General features: G+C 63.3%; 21 protein-coding genes. 13 read left to right on the plus strand and 8 right to left on the minus strand.

The features are described from left to right. The first annotated feature begins 280 nt into the window (after positions 1–280). The 9 genes from FA87_RS09020 (at position 281) to FA87_RS09060 (ending at position 9,861) form a co-directional block, all read left to right on the plus strand. Positions 281–1,471 (plus strand): Gfo/Idh/MocA family oxidoreductase, encoded by a 1,191-nt coding sequence (locus tag FA87_RS09020; protein WP_239709029.1) that lies wholly within the window; start codon positions 281–283, stop codon positions 1,469–1,471. Then, positions 1,468–2,694 carry a nucleoside permease gene (locus FA87_RS09025; RefSeq protein ID WP_043693994.1) on the plus strand — a complete coding sequence of 409 codons (1,227 nt, stop codon included), beginning with the start codon at positions 1,468–1,470 and terminating at the stop codon, positions 2,692–2,694. The genes FA87_RS09020 and FA87_RS09025 overlap by 4 nt, the downstream gene beginning before the upstream one ends. Beyond that, positions 2,691–3,566 carry a sugar phosphate isomerase/epimerase gene (locus FA87_RS09030; RefSeq protein WP_043693997.1) on the plus strand — a complete coding sequence of 292 codons (876 nt, stop codon included), beginning with the start codon at positions 2,691–2,693 and terminating at the stop codon, positions 3,564–3,566. Before FA87_RS09025 ends, FA87_RS09030 begins: the two co-directional genes overlap by 4 nt. A 10-nt stretch (positions 3,567–3,576) precedes the next feature. After that, positions 3,577–5,268: a GMC family oxidoreductase gene (locus tag FA87_RS09035; protein ID WP_043693999.1), complete on the plus strand. Its 1,692-nt coding sequence runs from the start codon at positions 3,577–3,579 to the stop codon at positions 5,266–5,268. A gap of 9 nt (positions 5,269–5,277) precedes the next feature. Next, positions 5,278–5,868, plus strand: coding sequence for a gluconate 2-dehydrogenase subunit 3 family protein (locus FA87_RS09040; protein ID WP_043694001.1), 591 nt, complete (start codon positions 5,278–5,280; stop codon positions 5,866–5,868). Position 5,869: 1 nt separating this feature from the next. Continuing rightward, positions 5,870–6,925: a sugar phosphate isomerase/epimerase gene (locus tag FA87_RS09045; protein WP_043694004.1), complete on the plus strand. Its 1,056-nt coding sequence runs from the start codon at positions 5,870–5,872 to the stop codon at positions 6,923–6,925. Between the two features lie 2 nt (positions 6,926–6,927). Continuing rightward, the gene (locus tag FA87_RS09050) at positions 6,928–7,833 is read left to right on the plus strand and encodes a TIM barrel protein (protein ID WP_043694007.1); all 906 of its coding nucleotides are present in this window, start codon (positions 6,928–6,930) and stop codon (positions 7,831–7,833) included. Between the two features lie 20 nt (positions 7,834–7,853). Next, positions 7,854–8,630: a DUF1080 domain-containing protein gene (locus tag FA87_RS09055; protein WP_043694010.1), complete on the plus strand. Its 777-nt coding sequence runs from the start codon at positions 7,854–7,856 to the stop codon at positions 8,628–8,630. A 208-nt stretch (positions 8,631–8,838) separates the two neighbouring features. Next, positions 8,839–9,861 carry a hypothetical protein gene (locus tag FA87_RS09060; RefSeq protein ID WP_052191241.1) on the plus strand — a complete coding sequence of 341 codons (1,023 nt, stop codon included), beginning with the start codon at positions 8,839–8,841 and terminating at the stop codon, positions 9,859–9,861. 110 nt (positions 9,862–9,971) lie between these two features. Here FA87_RS09060 and FA87_RS09065 read toward each other — a convergent pair whose 3' ends face one another. From FA87_RS09065 to FA87_RS09080, 6 genes are all read right to left on the minus strand, one after another. Continuing rightward, a complete protein-coding gene (locus FA87_RS09065) occupies positions 9,972–12,173 on the minus strand; it encodes a sugar nucleotide-binding protein (protein ID WP_043694013.1) in 2,202 nt (733 codons plus the stop codon). Between the two features lie 11 nt (positions 12,174–12,184). Beyond that, positions 12,185–13,357 carry a UDP-galactopyranose mutase gene (glf, locus tag FA87_RS09070; RefSeq protein ID WP_081996528.1) on the minus strand — a complete coding sequence of 391 codons (1,173 nt, stop codon included), beginning with the start codon at positions 13,355–13,357 and terminating at the stop codon, positions 12,185–12,187. Next, positions 13,354–14,613 (minus strand): glycosyltransferase, encoded by a 1,260-nt coding sequence (locus FA87_RS09075; protein ID WP_052191242.1) that lies wholly within the window; start codon positions 14,611–14,613, stop codon positions 13,354–13,356. The genes glf and FA87_RS09075 overlap by 4 nt, the downstream gene beginning before the upstream one ends. A 453-nt stretch (positions 14,614–15,066) precedes the next feature. Further along, a complete protein-coding gene (locus FA87_RS20720; RefSeq protein ID WP_156108731.1) occupies positions 15,067–15,222 on the minus strand; it encodes a hypothetical protein in 156 nt (51 codons plus the stop codon). A 14-nt stretch (positions 15,223–15,236) separates the two neighbouring features. Beyond that, positions 15,237–15,371, minus strand: coding sequence for a hypothetical protein (locus FA87_RS21295; protein WP_275041271.1), 135 nt, complete (start codon positions 15,369–15,371; stop codon positions 15,237–15,239). A 77-nt stretch (positions 15,372–15,448) separates the two neighbouring features. Next, complete coding sequence (locus tag FA87_RS09080; RefSeq protein WP_052191243.1) at positions 15,449–15,898, minus strand: nuclear transport factor 2 family protein; 450 nt, start codon at positions 15,896–15,898, stop codon at positions 15,449–15,451. A gap of 203 nt (positions 15,899–16,101) precedes the next feature. On the opposite strand from FA87_RS09080, the gene FA87_RS09085 reads away from it, so the two are divergent. From FA87_RS09085 to FA87_RS20725, 4 genes are all read left to right on the plus strand, one after another. Then, positions 16,102–16,338, plus strand: coding sequence for a hypothetical protein (locus FA87_RS09085; RefSeq protein ID WP_043694016.1), 237 nt, complete (start codon positions 16,102–16,104; stop codon positions 16,336–16,338). Between the two features lie 99 nt (positions 16,339–16,437). Next, positions 16,438–17,859 (plus strand): cytochrome ubiquinol oxidase subunit I, encoded by a 1,422-nt coding sequence (locus tag FA87_RS09090; protein ID WP_052191244.1) that lies wholly within the window; start codon positions 16,438–16,440, stop codon positions 17,857–17,859. 7 nt (positions 17,860–17,866) lie between these two features. Continuing rightward, positions 17,867–18,874 (plus strand): cytochrome d ubiquinol oxidase subunit II, encoded by a 1,008-nt coding sequence (gene cydB, locus FA87_RS09095; protein ID WP_043694019.1) that lies wholly within the window; start codon positions 17,867–17,869, stop codon positions 18,872–18,874. Beyond that, entirely contained in the window at positions 18,874–18,993 is a 120-nt protein-coding gene (locus FA87_RS20725; protein ID WP_156128527.1) for a DUF2474 family protein, read from the plus strand. Before cydB ends, FA87_RS20725 begins: the two co-directional genes overlap by 1 nt. A gap of 49 nt (positions 18,994–19,042) precedes the next feature. Here FA87_RS20725 and FA87_RS09100 read toward each other — a convergent pair whose 3' ends face one another. Both FA87_RS09100 and FA87_RS09105 read right to left on the minus strand, forming a co-directional pair. After that, positions 19,043–20,653, minus strand: coding sequence for a tryptophan halogenase family protein (locus tag FA87_RS09100; protein WP_052191245.1), 1,611 nt, complete (start codon positions 20,651–20,653; stop codon positions 19,043–19,045). Between the two features lie 24 nt (positions 20,654–20,677). Continuing rightward, positions 20,678–23,116: a TonB-dependent receptor gene (locus FA87_RS09105; RefSeq protein ID WP_043694022.1), complete on the minus strand. Its 2,439-nt coding sequence runs from the start codon at positions 23,114–23,116 to the stop codon at positions 20,678–20,680. Positions 23,117–23,307: the final 191 nt, after the last annotated feature.

The following is a 23,307-nucleotide window of genomic DNA, read 5'->3' on the forward strand; positions in this document are numbered from 1 at the left end:
CTGGCCAGCAAGCGCTGACCTCAATGAAAATATGCTGCGCCGCAATGTAATGGATTACATATAATCGTTGCAGGTCGCTTCGCACGTCTGATACATATCTTGGCATGTTCAGGGCGCGGTGCCACCACCCGACGCGGTGAATATGGGAAATCCATGCAGGTCGCACTCATTTCGCACCGTATGGCATCGAATGTAATCGAATACATTTCGGCGGTATAAGACCGTCGGGGGGAAACATGGCAAGCCAGTCGCTATCGACAAGCGCCAGGACGACCGATCGATGAGTCTCGGCATGGGGCTCGTCGGCCCAGGCTTCATCGCAGCCCATCACCTGGACGTCGTGCGTCGGCTGGGGGATGTCGACATCGTCGGCATTGCCGGCTCCCGTCTCGAATCCACGACGAAACGGGCGCGTGAGTTGAATGCCGGCAAGGCGTACGCGGATTATCGCGAATTGCTTGCCGACCCTGCCGTTCAGGTCGTGCACAACACGACGCCGAACCACCTGCACCGCGATGTTTCTCTGGCGGCCTTGCGCGCTGGCAAGCACGTCATTTCCGACAAGCCGCTGGCCGCGACGATGCAGGAGGCACGGGAGCTTTACGAAGCCGCGCGCGAGGCGAACCTCGCCCACGTCGTCACCTTCAACTATCGCGGCTATCCCCTCGTGCAGCAGGCGCGTGCCATGGTCGCCGATAAGGCGATCGGCAAGCCCGTCTTTGTGCATGGGTGCTACCTGCAGGACTGGCTCACCGACGAACGTGCGTATAGCTGGCGGCTGGACCCAAGGCTCGGCGGGGCCAGTTCCGCGCTCGGCGATATCGGCTCGCACTGGTGCGACCTGGCCGAACATGTGACCGGCGCGCGGATCATCGCCGTACTGGCCGACCTGCACACGGTCGTGCCGGTACGTGAGGCGCCGGATGCTTCGGCGAAAGCCTTCTCCGGCTCGGCGACGCGCTCCGGCAAGCGACGCAAGATCACCAGCGAAGACCTCGCGAGCGTGCTGCTGCGCTTCGATAACGGTGCGCGCGGCTGCGTCACCGTGGGCCAGGTGCTGCCCGGTCACAAGAACGATCTGCGCCTCGAGGTGAACGGGCGCGAAGGCTCGCTGGCGTGGCGGCAGGAACAGCCCAACGAACTCTGGCTGGGTCATCACGACAAGGCCAACCAGGTGCTCACGCGCGATCCTGCCTTGATGGAGCCCGGCGCCCGTGCGTACGCCCACTTGCCGGCGGGCCATCCGGAAGCCTGGGCGGATGCGTTCCGCAATGTGATCGCGGATGCCTACGCATGGATCCGCGCCGGCGCCACGGCCAAGGGGAAACCCCTTGCGCTGCCGACGTTCGCCGACGGCTACCGCAACAGCCTCGTCGTGGACGCCATGCTCAGAAGCCATGCCGCCGGCGGCGCGTGGCAGCCCGTTGAAGATCCACTCGCCCCCACACGACCCACGAGGAAACGCGGATGAAATGGCGCCTTAGAGTGATGATGCTTTTCGAGTTCGGAATCTGGGGTGCGTGGTACGTCACCGTCGGCACCTGGCTCGGCAAGACGTTGCATTTCACCGGCACGGAAATCGGTGCTGTCGCCGGGACCACCGCCGTCGGCGCGATCATTTCACCGCTGTTCGTCGGTCTGCTCGCCGATCGCCTGTTCGATACGCGGCGGGTTCTGACACTGCTGCATCTGCTCGGTGCCGTCCTGTTGGTGGTTGCCGCGCAGCAGACGACGTTCGCGATGGTCTACGCGCCGCTGCTTGCCTACAGCCTGTGCTACATGCCGACGCTGGCCCTCACGGCGTCGCTGGCCATGCGCCACATCGCGAGTCCGCAGGAAGAATTCGGCGCCATTCGCGTGTTCGGCAGTATCGGCTGGATCGTGGTCGGCCTGGTGGTCGGCGCATGGGGCGTGGAAGCCACGGCATCTCCCCTGCTCCTGGCTGCCGGCCTCTCGGTGGTGATGGCAGGTTACTGCTTCACCCTCCCGCCGACACCGCCGCTGGCTCGCCATACCCGTTTCGAACTGCGCCATGCCCTGCCGCTGGAATCGCTGCACCTGCTGCGCGAGCGTTCCATGTTCGTGTTCGCCCTCGCCTCGTTCCTGATCTGTATCCCCCTGCAGTTCTATTACGCCTTCACCAATCTGTTCCTCAACGAGGTCGGTGTGGTGAATGCCGCCGGCAAGATGACCGGAGGGCAGATGTCCGAGCTGTTCTTCATGTTGCTCATTCCCTGGTTCTTCCGCCGCCTCGGGGTGAAGTGGATGCTCGCCGTCGGCATGCTCGCCTGGGTGGTGCGTTACGGCATGTTCGCCTTCGGCGGCAGCGGCGAGCTGATGTGGATGCTCTGGTTGGGCATCGTCCTGCACGGCGTCTGCTTCGATTTCTTCTTCGTCGTCGGCCAGATCTACATCGACCGCGAGGCACCGCCAGCGCTGCGCGCGGCCACGCAGGGCCTGATTACCTTCCTCACGTACGGCCTGGGCATGTTCGTGGGCTCGTGGCTGTCGGGCATCGTGGTCCAGACCTATACCCGCGCCGATGGCAGCCATGACTGGCATGGCATCTGGATCATCGCCGGCGCCTTCGCCGCCGCCGTCTTCGCCCTGTTCGTCCTGCTGTTCAAGGATCGCAAGGCGGTCGCCGCCAGTGGCGTCGTCGGCGCCCACTCACCCGGAACTCGTACGACATGATGAATCGCAGGCAATTCCTCGCGCGCTCCGCGGTGTTCGGCACCGCGCTGGGCCTCGGCCTCGCTGCGCCAGGCAAACTCCTCGCCGCCGCATCGACGGGCAAGGGCCTCGGCATCCAGCTGTACATGGTGCTCGACGCCTATCAGGCCGATCCCGCCGGCACGCTGAGGACGCTCAAGGCGATCGGGTATACGGAGATCGAAGCCATCGTGACCAGCACGGCCGAGACGCTTCGCGACCAGTTGAAGCTCGCCGGTCTGGGCTGCCCGAGCCTGCACTTCGACAGCCTCGGCTTCGAGCCGGGCATAAAGGCCGCGCATACGCTCGGCGCGCAGTACATCGTCAGCAGCTCGCTGCCATCGATCCTGCAAAAAGAAAGCGGGAAGCCGGGCGAGCCGGCCTACACCCTGGATGACGCAAGGCGCATCGCCGCACGTGCGAATACGCTGGGCAAGAGAGCCCACGAAGCCGGCCTGCGCTACGCGTACCACAACCACCACGCGGAGTTCACCGACGTGGGCGACGGGAAGACGTTTTACGACATCCTGCTCGCGGAGACCGACCCCACGTTCGTGCACTTCGAGCTGGACTGCGGCTGGGCGCATGCGGGTGGCAAGGATCCGGCCGCGTATTTCAAGGCCAACCCGGGCCGCATCGCGCTGATGCACGCCAAGGATTTCCTTCCCGGCCATGCGGGTGATTATCCGGGCGCCGAGCTTGGACGCGGCACGCTGGATTACAAACCCATCATGGCGGCGGCCGATGCCAACGGACTGAAGCACTGCTTCGTCGAGCAGGAAGGCCCATACACCCGCATGAACTCGCTTGACGCCGCACGCGTCGATTTCAACTACCTGCATCCGCTGCGCTGAAGGCTTGAGCATGGAAAAGAACACATATGACGCGATCGTTGTCGGCACCGGCGTCAGCGGGGGCTGGGCGGCGAAGGAACTCACCGAGAAAGGGCTGAAGACGCTCGTGCTCGACCGCGGCCCGATGGTGAAACACCTGGATTACCCCACCGCCATGAAGGCGCCGTGGGAATTGCCATATGGTGACGAGCCGACGCAGGAGGACCTCGCCCGCTGGCCCAAGCACACGCGACCGTCGTTTTACGGCATCACCCAGTCGACCAAGCACTGGTTTGCCGACGACATCGACAACCCGTACGAAGAAACCAAGCCGTTCGACTGGTTCCGCGGCTACCGCGTCGGCGGACGCTCGCTGATGTGGGGCCGGCAGAGCTACCGCCTCAGCCCGATGGACTTCGAGGCCAACGGCAAGGAAGGCGTGGGCGTGGACTGGCCCATCCGATACGACGATATCGCCCCGTGGTACGACCACGTCGAGCATTTCATCGGCGTCAGTGGGAACAACGATCATCTGGCGCAGTTGCCGGACGGCAATTACCTGCCGCCCATGGACCTCAACTGCGTCGAGAAGGATTTTCAGGCCAAGCTGGACAGCAAGTTCAGGCGCAAGCTGATCATCGGGCGCACCGCGAACCTGTCCGCCCCGCTCAAGCATGACCAGAGCCCGCAGCGTGGCACCTGCCAGTACCGCAACATGTGCATGCGCGGTTGTCCCTTCGGCGGTTACTTCAGCAGCAACTCGTCCACCCTGCCCTCCGCCGAGCGCACGGGCAACATGACGATGGTGACGGACGCCATCGTGTACGAGCTGATCTACGACAACGACAAGGGCAAGGCCACCGGCGTGCGCGTGCTCGATGCCAACACCGGGCACCAGACCGAATACTTCGCCAAAGTGATCTTCATGTGCGCCTCCACGTTCGGCACCGCACACATCCTGATGAACTCCACCTCCACCCGCTTCCCGAACGGCTTCGGCAACGACAGCGGCGAGCTCGGCCACAACATCATGGATCACCTTTTCGGGACCGGTGCGCGCGCCATGGTGGAGGGCCATGAAGACCGCTACTACGCCGGCCGCCGGCCCACGGGCTTCTACATCCCGCGCTATCGCAACATCGGCAGCGACCGGCAGAAGTACCTGCGCGGGTTCGGCTTCCAGGGAGGCGCGGGCCGCCAGGACTGGACCCGCCTCGTCGACCAGGCTGCGCTGGGTGAAGACCTGAAGCGCGCCGCCCAAGAGCCCGGCCCGTGGTACGTCTCGATGATGGGCTTCGGCGAGATGCTGCCGTCGCACAAGAACTTCGTGACGCTGGATCGCAGCCACAAGGACAAGTACGGCATGCCGGTCCTTAACTTCGACGCGGCCCACCAGGAAAACGAGATCGCGATGGGCAAGGCGATCATCGACGACGCGGTGGAGATGCTCACCGGTGCGGGTTACCGCGACGTGAGCCACTTCACGATGAAGGCGAACGTCGGCGCCGGCATCCATGAAATGGGTACCGCACGCATGGGTCGCGATCCGAAGACCTCGGTGCTCAACGGATGGAACCAGATGCACGCCTGCAAGAACGTCTACGTGACCGATGGCTCGGCCATGACCTCATCCGGCTGCCAGAACCCGTCCCTCACTTACATGGCGCTGACCGCACGCGCGGCCAACCACGCCGTGGAAGAACTCAAGCGCGGCAATCTCTGAGGACCGCCCATGAATCGTCGCGAATGGTTGAAAAGCATGTCCGCGCTGGCCATCGGCGCCATCGCGGGACCGTCCCTCCTGGCGGTGTTCGACGCGCACGCCGCGTCGCAAGCACCGGCCGCCAGGCCCGAATTCTTCGACCCGGCGCAGTACAGCCTCGTTGGCGCGGTGTCGGACATCATCATCCCGCGCACCGATACGCCGGGCGCGGTCGACGCGGGCGTCCCTTTATTCATGGACCAGCTGTTCAAGGCGGTCTATGCAAAAGATGACCAAGCGCGCTACCTCGACGCCGCGGCCGCCTTCGACAAGGCCGGTGGCAAGCCCTTTCTCCAGCTGAGCGACGCGCAGCGCAAAGCGCTGGTAAAGAAGCTTCACGCCGAGGCGCTCGCCGCACCGAAGGGTGGCAAGCTGCCCCCCGCCAGCGACTTCGTGCTCATGACCAAGAAGCTCACGATGCTGGGCTTCTTTCTTTCCCAGCCCGGTTGCACGCAAGTGCTTCAGTACGACCCGGTACCCGCCCGCTGGCAGCCCGATATCCCGCTATCGCAGGCCGGCAACGGACATGCCTGGGCGGTCGAAGCCTCACTGAAGATCTGATATGAAGACACTCAAGGGTCCCGGCATCTTCCTCGCCCAGTTTGCATCGGACGAGGCGCCCTTCAACTCGCTGCCCGAGATCGCGCGCTGGGCCTCGTCGCTTGGCTTTGTCGGCGTGCAGATTCCTTCCAACGACCGACGCCTTTTCGATCTCGAGCAGGCCGCCGCTAGCACGGCTTACTGCGACGACATTATCGGGATGCTGGCCAGGCACGGCCTTCAGGTCACGGAACTTTCCACTCACCTGCAAGGGCAGCTGGTGGCGTCGCACCCTGCCTACGATCGCCTGTTCGACGGCTTCGCTCCCGCGGAGCTGCGTGGCAAGCCGCAGGAACGCCAGGCGTGGGCCGTGCAGCAACTCAAGCTCGCGGCAACCGCAAGCAGGAACCTCGGCCTCACGGCGCACGCGACGTTCTCCGGTGCCCTGGCCTGGCAGCTGTTCTATCCGTGGCCCCAGCGCCCTGCCGGGCTTGTCGACGAAGCCTTTGCGGAGCTGGCCCGGCGCTGGAAGCCGATCCTGGATGCCTTCGACGAGGCGGGCGTCGATGTCTGTTACGAACTGCACCCGGGTGAGGACCTGCACGACGGCGCCACCTTCGAGCGCTTCCTCCACGCCGTGGACCACCATCCGCGGGCGAACATCCTGTTCGACCCGAGCCACATGGTGTTGCAGCAGATGGACTACCTGCGGTTCATCGACCACTACCACGAGCGTATCCGCGCGTTTCACGTGAAGGACGCCGAGTTCCGGCCCGACGGACGCTCAGGCGTCTACGGTGGCTACCAGAACTGGATCGACCGGCCGGGACGTTTCCGTTCCCTGGGCGATGGCCAGATCGATTTCGGTGCGATCTTCAGCAAGCTCGCGCAGTACGACTACCCTGGCTGGGCGGTGCTCGAATGGGAATGCTGCATCAAGGACGCGCAGCAGGGCGCGCAGGAAGGTGCTCCCTTCATTCGCGACCACATCATCAAGGTGACCGAACGCGCCTTCGACGATTTCGCTTCGTCGGGTGGCGAGCGTACGTTCAATCGCCAGATACTGGGGCTCGAATGAGCATGCGTGACGACACCACCGATATCGGGCGCCGTAACGCGCTGGGCCGTATCGCCACGGCCGCGGCGATGGCGGGCGCAGCGCCCCTGCTCGCCTCCGCCGCGACAAGCGGCCCCAGGGTGGGAGCCCCGGCTATCGGCGGTGGCCGGCTCAGGCAATCGCTGAGCCGCTGGACCTCCAGGGCCCCGCTTCCCGAGCTGTGCACGCGGCTGAAAGCCCTCGGCTTCGCAGGCGTCGATCTGCTCTACGCCGATGAGTGGTCGGTGGTGACGGATCACGGCCTGGCCGTATCGATGGGTTATCCCGCCAGGCGGGACAACTTCATCGAGATGGGCTTCAACGATCCGGCGAACCATGCCGTTCTGATCCGGGAGATCGAGACCACGATCCCGCTTGCCAAACGCGCGGGCGTCACCAACATCATCACCATGTTCGGCAACCGCAAGGACGGTATCGACGACCAGCGGGCCATCGACAACTGCATTGCCGGACTGGGAAAGATCGCGCCATACGCCGCGGAAAACGGCATCACGCTGTGCCTCGAGCTGCTGAACAGCAAGGTCGACCATCATGGCTATCAGGGCGACCGCACCGCGTTCGGCGTGGCCGTGACCAAGGGGCTCGGTTCTCCCAGCGTGAAGCTGCTTTACGACATCTACCACATGCAGATCATGGAGGGTGACGTGATTCGCACCATCCGCGACAACATCCAGTGGATCGGTCACTTCCATACGGGCGGTGTACCTGGCCGCCACGATATCGACGGCACGCAGGAGCTCAACTACCACGCCGTCGCCCGGGCCATCGCCGATCTGAACTACCAGGGCTTCATCGCTCACGAATTTTCGCCATCGCGCCCGAATCCCTTCGATTCGTTCGCCGAGGCTTACAGGATCTGCACCGTATGACATCTTCCAGAGGAATGCCCATGAAGCGCATCGGCGCCGCCACGTTCACCCTCTTTACCGTCGCGAGCCTGGGCTCGTCCTGCGCCCTGGCACAAGACGATCCGAAGGCCACGGAACGATGGGAGCCGGTACCGAAGGTGGTGACTCCAGGTGCAAAGGAGAACGCGCCGCCGTCCGATGCGGTCGTGCTCTTCGACGGTCGCGACCTCCGTGGTTGGGAGGCATCGAAAGACCAGTCGCCGGCGGCCTGGAAGGTGCACGACGGCATCGTCACCGTCGACAAGACCACGGGCAATATCCAGACCCGGCAGCGCTTCCACAGCTATCAGCTGCACCTGGAATGGCAGATTCCCAGGGACATCACCGGCGAGGGCCAGGGCCGCGGCAACAGCGGCGTGTTCCTTGCCTCCACCGGCCCCGGCGACGAGGGTTACGAAGTCCAGATCATGGATTCGTTCGAAAACGCGACCTATGTCAACGGACAGGCCGCCAGCATCTACAAACAGGCGGCCCCGTTGGTCAACGCCGCGCGCCATCCTGGCGACTGGCAGACCTACGACATCGTGTGGACCGCGCCGGTGTTCGCCGCGGACGGCTCGGTGAAGTCGCCGGCGTACCTAACGCTGTTTCACAACGGCGTGCTGGTGCAAAACCACACCGAACTGACCGGCGAGACCTTCTACATCGGCAAGCCGAAATACAAGCCGTACACGACGGCGGCGATCAAGCTGCAGGCCCATGGCGACCATTCACAGCCGATCAGCTTCCGCAATATATGGGTGCGTCCGCTGGACTGACGACGCCCCCGCTCCGGACGTCACATCCCTGTAGCCGGTGAGCCACCGGGCAACGGTAAGGTCGAAGCAGTCGGAATAGTTGACGACACGCCCCACGCACGCTTCGATCACGTCGCACCAGACACTGTCCGCGCTTCTTCATCGGTATGCGCGAGCGTACCGGTTTCATCGGGCGTTTCTTGCCGGTCAGCGGCTACAGGGCTTTTCTATGAACACCATTCATTCCGAATCGGGTTACTCCTCATTAGGCAGCGATGCTTATTCTCCATTGCTCCGGCGCATTTCCTGGGGATCCATCTTCGCCGGCGTCATCATCGCTGTCGTCATCCAGCTCGTGCTGAGCCTCATCGGTGCTGGCGTTGGCCTTAGTGTTGCCGATCCGGTGCATCACGATTCGCCGGAAGCGTCCGCCTATGGCCTTGGCGCGGCAGCATGGTGGGGCATCAGCAGCGTGCTTGCTCTCATGGCTGGCGGCTGGGTGGCAGGGCATCTGGCGGCCGCGCCTGGCCGCACGGATGCGATGCTGCACGGGCTCGTGACCTGGGGGCTGGCCAGCCTGATCGGCGCTTACCTGGTGGCCTCGACGTTCGCATCCGTCGTAAAGGGCGGCGCCACGGCGGTCGGTGCGACCGCGGCGGCAGCGGGAAGCGGCCTCGCGGCAGCGGCGGGTCCGGCGGCGGACGAAGCGAAGAAACAGCTGGCGGCGAACGGCATCACCATGGATTCGCTGAAGGCTCAGGCTCAGGAGCTGATGGCCCAGACCGGCAAGCCGGCGTTGCAGCCGGAGGCCGTCAAACAGCAGACCGAGGGCGCGGTCAATCAGCTGAATAACGCAAGCCAGAATGGCACGGGGGAAGATGTGCAGGCGGTAGCGCAGCGCATCATTACGTCGGGAAGCGACACGGTTCAGCAGGCCGACCGTCAGGCCCTGGTGAATGTGGTCATGGCACGGACCGGTGCCAGCCAGCAGGACGCCGAGCAGCGAGTCGACGCGTGGGTTACGCAGTATCAGCAGACCAGGGCCAAGATCGCGCAGGCGACCGCTGAAGCCGAAGCGAAAGCCCGCGAAGCTGCGGATACCGCCGCGAAGGCCGCCGCCAAAGCCGCTCTGGGTGGCGCCGTCGCCTTGATCCTGGGTGCCATGGCTGCGGCGCTCGGTGGCGCCCTCGCCGGCCGACGCTATGTGATCGTCCACGACGCGGCTGGCACGGCTGGTGTTTACGGCCGCTAAAGCTACCGTTGCCTGGGTGACGTTTGCGATCGGAACCCTCCCTGGCTTCGGCCCGGGAGGATTCTCGTCACCCACCCCGTGAGGTCCTCGCGTCTCGCGAAAGCCTGTGACTAAGCACCTAAATAGCGATCCAACGCATCGTCCAGGCTTGGCATCGAAAATCCGCGTTGACTACCCAGGGCGCTGTATCGCGGCAGGACGGCGGCGATGCCGCTCCGCCGGGCAGCGCGGTCACGCAGTCTCTTGCTGTCGACGCCCGCCCGCGCGGCGGCCCGCACGGCGAGTTGCGACCACGTGACAGCGTCTCCGTTGGTAATGTGCCAGATGCCCGCTTCCCGGTCGATCAACAGATCCAGACACGTGTCGACCAGGTCCGGAACGTAGGTGGGCGAGATCGTGACGTCGTGGGCCGCCTGAAAGGATTGGCCTGCCCGCAAAGCGCGAAGTGCGGATGCGACGAAGCTGTTCTCGTAGGACGGGCCGAACAGTGCGCTGGTTCGCACCACGAGCGCACCGGGGTATCGGTCGAGCACGAGAGTCTCTGAGCGCGCTTTGCTTAACCCGTACACATTCAACGGCGATACGGCGTCGCTTTCCAGATAGGGAGAACGGCGCTCTCCGTCGAAGACGAGATGGGTCGAGAACGTCAGCAGTTCGATGCCCTCTCTTGCACAGGCGCGCGCCAGGATCTCCGGCCCTAACGCGTTTTCCCGGAAGCATCGCGTCGGATCGCGCTCGGCCTCGTCGACACGCGCATACCCAGCCGCGTTTATGACGGCCCATGGGCGGAAACGGACCAGAGCAGCGTATACGGAATCCGCATCCGCGATGTCGAGCTCGCTCCGGTTCAACAGGCGATGGTGAAGGTCTCGTTCGGCACAGGCGCGTGCAAACGTCCGGCCTAACATGCCGTTGGCACCGATGATCACGATCGATGGGCGCTCGTTGTCGGCGCGTAAGCGCGGCAAAGAGCTCACACGCAGGGGCGGGAGGCCGATAGCGGGTGACGCCGCTGCTTCGCCGCCGAATCGTTGCGACCTTTGCCACCAGCCCGTGCCGGAAAGTGCGGGATGCGTCGCCGTCTCGCGAGAGGCCAGAGCGCGCATCAGGCCGGTGAGCGCTGTCGCTCGTGGCTGCCCGCTGCGTACATCGAAAGCCCCTGTTTCGTAATACCCCTGGCGCTCGGTAAGCAGACAGTTCCAGTCGTATGAACCCAGCAGACTCCACGCGGTAACCGCCTGTATATCGGCGCCCGCGCGCCTGGCTTCGTCCGCTCCGGTCCATAGCCCCGCGAGCCAGCGCATCTGACCTTCCCGCCGGGCGTCGATATGCGCTTCCGTCACCGCGACAGGTAAGCCATAGCGCCGCCACGCCTCCATCAGAAGCGGTGCGACGTCACCCACCGGGCGGGCGATCACCCGCGCGGCCTCGACATCCGCGTAACGTTCACGACCGTTGCCACCGTGGCAGGAGGCAGGATATTTCTCCAGATTTCCATTGAGAAAGCGATCGCTCGTGACGTAGTGGTTGACGCCGATAACGTCCGGCGGACGCGGATGCTCAGCGAACCAGGCGATGTCCGCCTCACTCGCCTGGCAGGCGTTCCGCAACCACGGCCACAGCGGGTGATCCTGCCCCACCCTTCCGCAAACCAGGTCCCAGCCCAGCCAGCGGAGCCGGTTGTTGAAGTCCGCCTGATACTGCAGCGCAGGCGTGGCATAGGTCGTCCCTAAGTCATCGGTTTGTATGAGGCGCGCGGCAGGGTTGACGCGCTCGATCGCACGCATGGCGAGCACGATGCCGCGACACTGATTGAACAAGGCCTTCCGGAACGTCACCACGTCGCGCCCGTGCGGATACCAGAGCCCGTAAAGTCCGCTGAAGCGGGCCGTGGTCAACGGCTCGTTGACCGGCGTGTAGTCTTCGATCCAGGGATAGCGCCGTGCGACCATGCTTGCGTAGCGCGCAAGCTTCTCCGGAAACTGCGGATCGACGAGGCTGGTGTCGCGAGGGCCGCTGCCGTGATGCACCAGCCCGACGATCGGCCGCATCGGCAACTGGCGAAGTGCTGCGAGATGCGCGTCGGACCACGCCCAGTCCGCCCCGCTCCCGCCGTCAGTCATCACACGCTCCCAAAGGACGGGATAACGCAGCGCACGAATACCCAACTCGGCAAAGCGATGCAGATCCCCTTCTCCACCGACATAGGGGCGCTGGTCTAGCTGACTGAAATAACGGTCACCGACACGGTTGACGGTACACTCGATGCCGCCCCACAGTTCTAGCCCGCCGACCTCTACCCGTGCGTCCATAGCGCCCCCACTCAGGGCCTAAGGATCACAGGAGCGTCAGCTCCCGGGACCGGCTGCGCGCCCGGTGAGTCCGGAGCCACCCGTCGCCCCAGCTTCTGCAGCACGTATTCCGCTGCCTTCATCGCGGCACCCACGCACTGATCCATGTTGTAGTAGCGGTATTGGGCCAGACGCCCCACGAAAGTCACGTCGCGTTCTTTCAGGGCCAGGGCTTCGTAGCGCTTGAACAGCGCTTCGTTCTCGGGGCGCGGTACGGGATAGTAAGGCTCCCCGTCGGCCTGTGGAAACTCCCGGACGATCGACGTCCCGGAGTGGACCTGCCCGGTGACGTGCTTGAATTCGGTGATCCGGGTGTAGTCGAAATCGGTCGGATAGTTGATCGTGCCCACGCTCTGGTACTGCGCGGTATCATGCAGGTGCTCGTGTTCGAAGCGGATCGATCGGTACGGCAAGGCGCCATAGCATTGCGCGTAATACGCGTCGACGGGGCCGGTAAAAACGATGTGCGATGCCTTTATGCGTTGGCGCATCCTGAAAAAATCCACACCCAGCTCAAGACGGATGCCTGGTTGATCCAGAAGCCTGGAAAAGAGCGCCGTGTATCCCTCGAGGGGCATGGCCTGGAAGGTGTCCGTGAAGTATCGATCGTCTCGATTGACACGGGTGGGCACGCGCGCGGCGACCGAGGCGGCTAGTTCGGACGGATCCAGGCCCCATTGCTTGCGCGTGTAACCGCGAAAGAATCGCTCGTAGAGGTCGCGACCCACCGCGTTGAGCACCACGTCTTCGCTGGTGCGAATCGGATGGCGAGGCTCGCGTACCCCGTCAAAAAACGCCTGAATCGTCCGCTCGTCCAGATCGAGACCGTAGAGGCGATTGACGGTATCGATGTTGATCGGTATTGGCAGCAGCAACTCCCCCGCCCTGGCCAGCACGCGGTGTTCGTAGGGACGCCATGAGGTGAACTGAGACAGGTAATCGAAGATTCGCTGGCTGTTGGTGTGAAAGATGTGCGGCCCGTAAGGATGTATCAGCACGCCATGAGCATCGTGCCGGTCATGTGCATTGCCGCCGATGTGGTCGCGTCGGTCGACCACAAGCACGTTCAGACCCCGGCCGGCGAGTTGCTCGGCCACTACCGCGCCGGAAAAGCCCGCACCCACCACGAGCACATCGGTCTTCATGGTGCGTCGGTCGCCTCGATCGCGAGGCGCCCTGTCGCGTACGCCGGAACCTGCAGCGCCGATTGAACATCGGCTCGCATCGACGCGACCGTTGCGGACCATGACGCCTTACCTGCACGGTTCAAGCCCTCGTCCAGCAAGGCGCTGTCCGGAGTCTCCCACGCGCGATGGACAGCTGCCAGGAAGTGCTCGTGCGACCGGGCGACGTCCACCACCGGCGTAAAGTTGCGCACCACATCTGCCACCGCGGTCGACACGATCGGCTTGCCCGCCGCCATATACTCCAGCGTCTTGGTCGGATTGATGTAGCGCGTCGCATCGTTCAGGGCGAACGGCATGAGGCAAACGTCGAAACCCTTTACCAGGTTCGGCAGTACGTCGTACGACTGCTGGCCCAGCCAGTGGATGTTGGGCAGATCGGGCAGCTGCTCGGGGTCGACCTTGACCACGGGGCCCGCCATGACGATCGACGCTTCCGGGTACGCCTTAGCAAGGCGTTCGATCAGCGGATAATCGAGCCGTTCATCGATCACGCCGAAGTAGCCGAGTACCGGATGCGGCAGCGCCGCCACGGAGGCCGGTACCGTCGTGTGATCGAGCCGGGCGCGTCCGAAATGCGCCACATCGACGCCGCAGCCGTAGAAATGCACGTTGTCATGGTGACGACTTTTGGTCTCGAACAGTTGATGCCCACCGGTGAAGACCACATCCGCACGCGATAACAGAAAACGTTCGCGCTCGACGATATCGCGTGGCGCGAAACTAAAGTTCGCCAGTTCGTCCATACAATCGTAAACGACGCCCCGTGCGCCGAACTGCCCGAGCAGGCTGGGCGCGGTCATTGGCGAATAGAACCATTGCAAGGGATCCTGAAACTGGTTCCGCAACAATGGATGAGTCCGAAGGGCGGCTTGCATCAAAACCAGCACGGCCGCGCACTGATCGTCGACGCTCACCATGGTGGGAGGGAGCACGGGTACGATCCTCACGATATTTCGCTGCGGTTCGGTAATTTGCAGACGCGGGCCCGCGCTGTCGCCGACGAGTGCCACCACAGGCTCTTCGATGTATGCGATCCGATGATGGTCGGCCAGCCGGGAGAAAATCTGCTGCGGTCGCTGCCAGACGAAATCCCAGCGCAGGTGACAATGGACGATGATGGGGAAATGCTCTTGCCAGGCCGACTCGTCTTGCGCCTCCGGGCCTGCGGAGTAAACGTCCTCAAGGGACTCGGCGAGAAAGGCGTTCTTATCCATGTCAGTGATTCCTCTTCGGGTCACTACTATGGCCGTGCTGCCGGGGACGGTGGCGTGAGGGGCTGATCGAAACTATTTCACTTCACACGGTTTCCTTCGTGCCGGGGCCTGCGCACCGTTCGCGTCGCCGCCTTCGTGAGCCGCCCGTCACTTCCACGCCTCACGACATGCACGACGTATGGGCGACAACGAAATCCGAACCACGTCGAGGGAAATACGCTGCGTTATCTCAGCGCGCACTTTGCAAGCCACCAGTCCGCGATGTCTTGGCTGCCATGCAAATGTTCATGGGTCGAGGATTTTCGGATCACGATTTAGCCCGGGACGGAGCGTCATGACGACGTCACTCGGGCCCGCTCGCGCAGGACGCACCGGAGCCCACTAAGCCGGTGGCACGCGGCGAACTGCCGCGTGCGTGCCGCAATGGGCCAACCGAAGAAACCGCGTTCGCTATCAGCGAACGCCTTCATCGCGCTTGGAAGCATCGTCCATTTTTTCCTCGCCTTCCTTGATCTTCTTATCGCGCTTGTCTTGCTCAGGTTTGTCCTGATTGGCTACGTAATTGAGATTGCGATCGCCGGACTGCGGTTTGTGGTTCTGATCAGCCATGGGTCTCTCCTGCCTCAACCGTGCGTTTCGTCGTCGTGCGTCTGCTGCGGAGATTCTTTGTCTTTCGGTTTCTTCTCGACACGGTCCGCCGCCGATTCGTCGAACTCTCTTGGCGTGGGCGACTTACTGCTTTTGTCACTTTCTGACATGACTAATTCTCCGGGTGATGAGGCACCACAGTGCTCTCAATGCCGTCATGCTCGCAGTAAGGTGGCGTGAAGGGAGCTCAGGAACTATGGTCGCTATTGATCAGCCAGAGACCGCCCACCTTGTGCATCAGCAGCGTCGAGAGCCCAGACGCCTCGGTGCCCGTGTCGGGCTTGAGATGGTAGCGGACGACCGCAAAGGCATACTGGGACCCGAGCTCCTTGACGTCGATCACGTCCAGCTTCAGCTTACCCAGACTGGTGCCGGGCTTCTTATAGGTCGATGCGTACATGGCCTCGATCGCGTCGTAACCGACGACAGTGCCACTCGCGCTGACGAAGCGGGTGCCCGGTGAGCGCTCGTAGCACCCCATGAAGGTCTTCAGATCGCCCGCCGACCAGGCGGCTGCGCTGGTGTCGAGCGTCTGCTCGATGGCTTTGGCGGTCGGAACCGCCGGTGTCTCGGCCGATACGCCGGCGACCATCGCCACGGCGCTCGCGGCGCAGAAAAGAACGGACATGGCTTTCATGGCACCCCCCTTTGATTCCGCATGATAGGCATGCTGAGACAATTTGTCCCGAATGTATGGAGATTGTTCGTAGGTAGCATGCGTTGGAGTAGGTAGCATGCGTTGGAGTAGGTAGCATGCGTTGGAGGACGGCATCAACGGCGTTTTGAGGGCGATTTCCTCACGACAGACAGTGGCAAGTCATAGCTCGGAACGAAGAAAGCATGGATTGGGTCCCTATCGCCTTTATCATCTTCAAGGTCGGCGTTTTCGGCACAGGCATGTTCCTGGCCATCAAGTGGCACTATGAGCAAGGGAAAAAGGGGCAACCGATCGAGCGGCGTGCGGTACTACGCGTGGCCGGCAAAGTGGCGTTAGCCGTCGGGGTCTTCGTGATACTGCTCGTGGGACTGCTCTACGCCACCTTCGCCGTGAGCCGGAGACTCGGTCTGGCGATGTGAGCCAGTACCGGGCAGGTAATGACCGCAGCGACATTTTGACCAATACCGCCGTCGCGAAACAGGCATACGCTTACCCTATCTTTCGCTGGAGCTTGACGCGTGTCGATACCTACCGACCAGGCACTCCTTCTCGCGCGATGGCAATTCGCCTTCACCGTCTCCTTCCACATCATCTTCCCCGCCATCAGCATCGGCCTCGCCAGTTACCTGGCGGTGCTCGAAGGTCTGTGGTTGAGGACGAAGAATACGGTCTACCGTGACCTGTTCTTTTTCTGGTCGAAAGTATTCGCCGTCGGCTTTGCGATGGGTGTCGTCTCAGGCGTGGTGATGAGTTACGAATTCGGTACGAACTGGTCCGGGTTCTCCTCCATAGCCGGCTCGGTGACGGGCCCCCTGCTGACCTACGAGGTGCTCACCGCGTTCTTCCTCGAGGCGGGGTTCCTGGGCATCATGCTGTTCGGCTGGCATAAGGTAGGGCCACGAGCTCACTTCTTCGCCACGCTAATGGTGGCCACAGGCACGTTGATCTCGACGTTCTGGATCCTGGCCTCCAACAGCTGGATGCACACCCCACAGGGATACGCCTGGCAGGACGGCCGCATCGTTCCGGTCGACTGGCTCAAGATCGTGTTCAATCCGTCGTTCCCTTACCGCCTGATGCACATGGCGCTTGCGGCGTTCATCGTGGCCGCGACGCTGGTCGCCGCCTGCTCTGCGTGGCACCTGCTCCGTGGGCGGAAGGATGCCGCCATCCGCAAGGCCTTCTCCATGGCGTTGTGGCTCCTGCTGGTCGTGGTTCCCATCCAGATCGTCGTCGGCGATGCGCACGGCATCAACACGCGCGAGTATCAGCCCGCCAAAATCGCCGCGATCGAGGGTCTCTGGGAGACGGAGACGGGCGGCACGTCGTTGAATCTTGTCGGCTGGCCGGACATGGACAAGGAAGAGACGCGTTTCGCGGTCAAGGTCCCGCACCTGGGCAGTGTGATCCTGACTCATTCGTGGGACGGTGAGATTCGGGGGCTCAAGAGCTTTCCCAAAGAGGACCGGCCCAATTCCACTATCGTGTTCTGGTCCTTCCGCGTGATGGTCGGCATGGGCATGCTTCTCCTGCTCATGGCGCTCGCAGGCCTCGTTTTACGCCGCGGTGGACGTCTTTACGAACAGCGGGCGTTTCAGCGCTTCGTCCTGCTCATGGCGCCGTCCGGGCTGATCGCCTTGCTGGCCGGGTGGATCACGACCGAATCCGGACGGCAGCCCTGGGTCGTCTACGGCGTATTGCGCACCCGCGACGCGGTTTCGGCGATCTCCGCTCAGCAGGTCGGCACCTCACTGATGATCCTGATCCTGGTGTACTTCGCGGTGTTCGGCACGGGTATCTATTACATGCTGAAGCTCATGCGCAATGGTCCGGACCTGCCACGCGACGCCGCGGAAGAAGATGCTTCCGACACCGGCAAGGGGCAGCCGCGTTTCGACCACCGGCCGCTTTCGCGACCGACCGACCCTATCGACGAGTGAGGTTGCCATGTCCTTCGATCTACCGATGGTCTGGGCGGCCATTATCGCCTTCGGTGTTTTCCTGTACGTGCTGCTCGATGGCTTCGACCTCGGCATCGGGCTGCTGTTTCCCTTCTTCGATCGCGAGCACGACCGCCAGGTGATGTTGAACACCGTCGCCCCGGTATGGGACGGCAACGAAACCTGGATGGTCCTTGGCGGTGCCAGCCTGTATGCGGCCTTCCCTGTCGCCTATTCCGTCCTGCTACCGGCGACCTACCTGCCGATCATCGGCATGGTCTGCGGGCTGATTTTTCGTGGCGTCGCCTTCGAGATCCGCGCCAAAGCGAGACGTTCGCAGCGCCTCTGGGATCTCGCCTTCATGCTCGGCTCGGCCACGGCGATCTTCTGTCAGGGCCTCGTTCTCGGGACGCTGCTTCAGGGCATCCCCGTCGTGAACCGACAGTTCGCCGGCGGTCCGTTCGACTGGCTCTCACCGTTCGGACTTCTCGCCGGGCTGGGTCTGCTCGTCACCTACGCGACTCTCGCATGCGGCTGGCTGATCATGAAGACCGACGGCGACCTCCAGCGGCGCATCTACGTCGCGATGAAGCCCCTCGTATGGGCCTTGCTCGCGATCATCGCCGTGGTCAGCGCATGGACCGTCCTCGGTCAGGAGGCCGTGGCCCGGCGCTGGTTCGCGATGCCCGATCTCTTCTTCTTCCTGCCCGTTCCGGTTCTGGTACTGGCTTGCGTCTTCGGCATCCAGCGCGCCATCCGGCAGAAGCGTGACCGACAACCGTTCGTGCTCACGGCGGCGATTCTCTTCCTCGGCTACACCGGGCTGATCATCAGCATCTTCCCGAACATCATCCCGCCTTCGCTGGACATCTGGGCCGCGTCGTCTCCCCCGTCGAGCCAGAAATTCACGCTAGTCGGCGCGGCCATCATCGTGCCGATCATCATCGTGTACTCGGCCATGTCGTATTGGGTTTTCCGCGGCAAGGTGCACCACGACGACCCCGGATATCACTGATGGATGCGCGCAGGCGCGGGTGGCTGGGACGTGCGGGCTGGTTCGTCGCGCTTTACGTGGGAGGTGTCGTGGCCGTGGGCATGATCGCCCTGGCGTTCAGGCTGCTGGTGCCGCATTGACGCCGAGCCGCTGGCATGGGATCGGTCGCTTTACTTATCGCTGACCTTGTCAAATCCGGCTACGCTCGGCGATGCGGTCATCGTGACCGGCATGTGGGGCCGGGCTGCGCGGCCTGTGCTCGGCGCAAAGCTGCTCGACCAGTGCGCGATGATCCGGCAAGTCATCCAGCGCCCTCACCGCCGCCTGCTGAATCATCCCGAATTCCCGCCGCGCCGCCTCCACATCCGGATAGGCGCTGCGCATCGGCTCCAGATCGGTTCTGAACTCCATCCCGTACAAGATGTACTGCCAGCTGGAGGTCATGAACATCTCCAGGTCGCTGACGAAATCCAGCCGATGCGGCGGCCTCGTCTTCCACTTCTCCAGCTTCTCCCGCAGCGTCAGCGGGATGCTCGAAGGGTCGGCATTCTCAACCCAGAAGGCCGAGTCGCGCCGCTGGCTCAGGCAGTAATGCATCTTGATGAAGTCGATGATCCGGTCATATCGCGCCACCATCATCTCGTTGTAGTGCCGTGCCGCGCTCTCCATGTCGTCGGTGTCGCCGGGCAACAAATGCGTGAGCAAATACGTCGCCAGCTCGATCAGGGCAATGCCGGTCGACTCCAGCGGCTCAACGAAGCCCCCGGCCAGGCCCACCGCGACGCAGTTCTTCCGCCAGTGCTCAGGCCGATACCCCGTCTCGAACTTGATCTGCATGGCCTTTCCGCCCTTCCCTGCTTCACCCAGGTACTTCCGGAAGACCGCTTCGGCTCGCTCGTCATCGGTATGCCGCGACGAATACACATACCCGACGCCACGCCGCTTCTGTAACCCGATATCCCAGATCCACCCCGCTTCCTGGGCGGTCGAGACGGTGTAGGAAGGAATCGGCGTATCGGGCGCGTCGTAAGACACCTGCATCGCCACCGCCCGGTCGGCGAACAACACATCCGCCCGACTACGGAACGGCGACTGCATCGCCCCGCCGATCAGCATCCCCCGCAGCCCGGTGCAGTCCACATACAGGTCTGCGGTCAGCTCGCCTTCTTCCTTCGTCACCACGCGCGCGATGGCACCGTGCTCGTCGAGCTCCGCACGCTCCACCGTCGCCGTATGCCGAACCACACCAAGCGTCTCCTGACCGTGCTCGGCCAGCACGCGTGCAAAGCACGCCGCATCGAAGTGGAAGGCGTGGTTCATCGGTCCTTGATAGTCCGCATCCTTAACGCGCTTGGGGGCACGCGAGTGATCGACCAGCGCGGTTTGCATCGACACCGCATCGGCGAACGGCATCCCCGCCGGCGCGGCGCCGAGCAGCCAGTACGGCAACAACTCGGGACCGCCCGGCCGCTGACTGGGCGCATTGAACGGATGAAAGAAATGATCCGCACCCGGCGCACCCGGCGGCCGTACCCAGTGCCGGTAGTGGATGCCTTGCTTGTACGTCGCGGTGGCGCCGACCAGAAAACGTCGCTCGTCGAGGCCGATGGCGGCCAGCGTTCCTCGTATGGACGGGAACGTGGCCTCCCCTACCCCAAGCAGGCCGATGTCCGGCGATTCCACGAGGTGCACCTGCACACTTCGCGGATCGACCGCGTTGACCGCCCTGGCCAGGTAGCACGCGGTCAGCCAACCCGCGGTGCCACCCCCGACGACCAGCACCTTCTTCAGACGCGCCATGCTGTCTCCCTGCCTTTCAGCCCGTCAGAGCCAGACGCCAAGCTGCAGGCCGTACGTGCGCGGCGCGAGGTACTGCGACACGTACTGCAACGAACCGTCGGCCATGGTAAAGCGGCCTGCGCTGGTCCGGATACGCCCATCGGACACGTTCTGCACGTAGGCGTTGACCCACCATTTGTCACCCGGCTCGCTGTAACGCAGGGACACGTCGCCGCGCGTATACGCCTTTTGCTTGTCGCCCGCGCCCAGGTTGAAGTAGCTCAACCACTGTGCGCTCTGGTACTGCGCGCTGAGGCGTGGCGTGAGGCGCCCGCCATTGCCGAGCTGAAAGTCGTGCTCGTAGATGGCGGTGAGCGACACCTTCGGTGCGTGAGGCAGATCGTTACCGGTGACGTCCGCGCAGTTCGCGAGGTTCGACTCGGGCGGGCACGCCGGCAGACCCTGATAGTCGTTGGAACCGGCGTAGATCAGCTTGCCGAGCTCTTTCCTGGTAATGGACGAGAAGATCAGATTGAAGCGATCGCCCTTCTGCTGGTACGCCAGCTCCGACTCGAAGCCGATGACCTTGGTGCTGCCGCCCACGTTGGAGAAGCCCAGGCCGTGGTTGCCGTCCGGATAGACGATGGGCGCGGACAGCTGGAAGTTCTTGAAGTCTTCGTAATAGACCGCCGAATTCCAGGTCATGTGGCCGTCGAGGAAGACGAACTTGGTACCGACTTCGTAGTTGGTCAGCGTCTCGGGTTTGTACAGCGTGCCCGCGTCCTGCGTGCCACCGGATTTATAGCCGGTGGACACGCTGGCGTAAGCCAGGCCGTTCTCGCTCACGTCGGTATCCAGGCGAACCAGCCACGTCGGCTTGCCCTTGCTGTACTTGGCCGTGTTCCGCTGCGAGACGCTGAAACCGTTCGACGGATCCGGATACACGTCCGGCGAGATCGGCACCTGCGGCACGGTCGGATCGTATGCCCAGCCCCAGTTGACGCCGCCCTTGTTCTCCTTGTCGTCATGCGACCAGCGCGCGCCGCCGGTGAGGCGCCAGTGGTCGCTGAGATGCCAGGTAGCCTGACCGAACAGCGCATACGACTCCACGGTTTCCTTCGGCTGGATGAAGGACCCCTGCCAGCTCACCGTGCCGTAGCGCGTGCCATTCATGATGGGGATGTCGAAGCGGATGTCGTTGTCTTCGTAGCCGTAGTACGCACCGAGAATCCAGTCCACGGTCTGTGGACCGGTGGACTTCAGGTTGATTTCCTGACTCCAGTTCTTGTAACCCGAGCTGTTGGTGCGGTCGTCCTGGTAGACGCCGTTGGTGGTGAAGCTGGTGGGCACGCTGACACCGACGTCCTGATCGAAGTCGCTCTTGCCGGAGTAATGGTTGTAACCGGCGATGTAGCTGAGCTGCATGCCGTCGCTGATGTTCCAGTCCATGCGGCTGCGCACCGTGTTGGACGTGCGATGCAGATACGGCGCGGTATCGATCAGCGCCGACCAGAAGTCCTGACCCTGACGTGGTGTCTGCATCAGGCTCATGCTGGGCGTGCCGCGGTCGACGAAGTATTCGTACGACAGGTTCCACTTGAACGTCTCGCTGGGTTGCCACAGCGCGCTGACGCGTGCCGCGGACTGATCCTGTGCGTTGTACTTGTCGCCGCCCTGGACGTACTGGCCCGGATCGATCGGCTTGAACCCGGCCAGCGTGCCGCCCGAGGCGGACGAAGCCAGATACGCCTGTTGCTGGTCCGCGACGCTGGGCAGCTGACCCGACGGCTTCTGGTAATCGACGTAGCCGTCGTGCTGCTCGTGCACCACGGCTACGCGCATCGCGAAGGTGTCGCTGATCGGCAGATTGAAGGCGGCACGCGAGCCGAACTGATGGAAGTTGCCGCCGCCCACCTGCGCATTGCCGTAGAAACCCGCACCGATCTCCGGTTTGGCCGTCTGGAAGCTGATGGCACCGGCGGTGGAGTTGCGACCCCACAGGGTGCCCTGCGGACCGCGCAGCACTTCCACACCATCCATATCCAGCAGCAGGCCCGAGGCGGCTTCGGCACGCGGCGCGTATACGCCGTCGACGAAGGTGGCGACTTCGGGGTCGGCATACTCGGTCTTGGCGCTGTCGTTGCCGATACCGCGCAGAGTGAGTGTCACGACACCGTGGTCACCCTGCGAGGTGCCTTGCAGGCCGGGCACGAGCTTGGTCAGGTCCTGGACCGTCATGACCCGCTCGCGATCGAGCGTGTCGACGGCGATCGCGGTCACGGCCACCGGTGTTTTCTGCAACGGCGTATCGCGCTTGGTTGCGGATACCGAGACGGCATCCAGGTTCTGGATCTTCTTGTCCGCGGCCTCGGGATTTCTGGGCGGTGGGTTCTGTGCCGTGGCGTCCTGATCCGCCGCTAGCAGCGTACCCGGCGCGAACGCGAGTGACATGGCGACATACATCAACTTGTGACGCAGGTTCATCTGACTCTCCCTCGATGATTCGGATCTGTGTGGTCCGTCTCGGACGACGGCCATGACACGATTTCCCCACTCCCCTTGCGCGCCGTCATTTAAGATGACAGCGCTGTCATTGCTGGATAGTAGAACTCTCTCGCAATGAATGCTTGCTGCGTGGCAGCAAGCCGACAAGGCACTTAAGAACGTCTTGCAGG

The sequence above is a fragment of the Luteibacter sp. 9133 genome, assembly GCF_000800155.1.
GTDB classification, from domain to species: Bacteria; Pseudomonadota; Gammaproteobacteria; order Xanthomonadales; family Rhodanobacteraceae; genus Luteibacter; species Luteibacter mycovicinus.

Coding starts and splice junctions, on each gene's coding strand:
- FA87_RS09020 (WP_239709029.1), top strand. CDS start 281: ATGAGTCTCGGCATGGGGCTCGTCGGCCCAGGCTTCATCGCAGCCCAT.
- FA87_RS09025 (WP_043693994.1), top strand. CDS start 1,468: ATGAAATGGCGCCTTAGAGTGATGATGCTTTTCGAGTTCGGAATCTGG.
- FA87_RS09030 (WP_043693997.1), top strand. CDS start 2,691: ATGATGAATCGCAGGCAATTCCTCGCGCGCTCCGCGGTGTTCGGCACC.
- FA87_RS09035 (WP_043693999.1), top strand. CDS start 3,577: ATGGAAAAGAACACATATGACGCGATCGTTGTCGGCACCGGCGTCAGC.
- FA87_RS09040 (WP_043694001.1), top strand. CDS start 5,278: ATGAATCGTCGCGAATGGTTGAAAAGCATGTCCGCGCTGGCCATCGGC.
- FA87_RS09045 (WP_043694004.1), top strand. CDS start 5,870: ATGAAGACACTCAAGGGTCCCGGCATCTTCCTCGCCCAGTTTGCATCG.
- FA87_RS09050 (WP_043694007.1), top strand. CDS start 6,928: ATGCGTGACGACACCACCGATATCGGGCGCCGTAACGCGCTGGGCCGT.
- FA87_RS09055 (WP_043694010.1), top strand. CDS start 7,854: ATGAAGCGCATCGGCGCCGCCACGTTCACCCTCTTTACCGTCGCGAGC.
- FA87_RS09060 (WP_052191241.1), top strand. CDS start 8,839: ATGAACACCATTCATTCCGAATCGGGTTACTCCTCATTAGGCAGCGAT.
- FA87_RS09065 (WP_043694013.1), bottom strand. CDS start 12,173: ATGGACGCACGGGTAGAGGTCGGCGGGCTAGAACTGTGGGGCGGCATC.
- glf (WP_081996528.1), bottom strand. CDS start 13,357: ATGAAGACCGATGTGCTCGTGGTGGGTGCGGGCTTTTCCGGCGCGGTA.
- FA87_RS09075 (WP_052191242.1), bottom strand. CDS start 14,613: ATGGATAAGAACGCCTTTCTCGCCGAGTCCCTTGAGGACGTTTACTCC.
- FA87_RS20720 (WP_156108731.1), bottom strand. CDS start 15,222: ATGGCTGATCAGAACCACAAACCGCAGTCCGGCGATCGCAATCTCAAT.
- FA87_RS21295 (WP_275041271.1), bottom strand. CDS start 15,371: ATGTCAGAAAGTGACAAAAGCAGTAAGTCGCCCACGCCAAGAGAGTTC.
- FA87_RS09080 (WP_052191243.1), bottom strand. CDS start 15,898: ATGAAAGCCATGTCCGTTCTTTTCTGCGCCGCGAGCGCCGTGGCGATG.
- FA87_RS09085 (WP_043694016.1), top strand. CDS start 16,102: ATGGATTGGGTCCCTATCGCCTTTATCATCTTCAAGGTCGGCGTTTTC.
- cydB (WP_043694019.1), top strand. CDS start 17,867: ATGTCCTTCGATCTACCGATGGTCTGGGCGGCCATTATCGCCTTCGGT.
- FA87_RS20725 (WP_156128527.1), top strand. CDS start 18,874: ATGGATGCGCGCAGGCGCGGGTGGCTGGGACGTGCGGGCTGGTTCGTC.
- FA87_RS09100 (WP_052191245.1), bottom strand. CDS start 20,653: ATGGCGCGTCTGAAGAAGGTGCTGGTCGTCGGGGGTGGCACCGCGGGT.
- FA87_RS09105 (WP_043694022.1), bottom strand. CDS start 23,116: ATGAACCTGCGTCACAAGTTGATGTATGTCGCCATGTCACTCGCGTTC.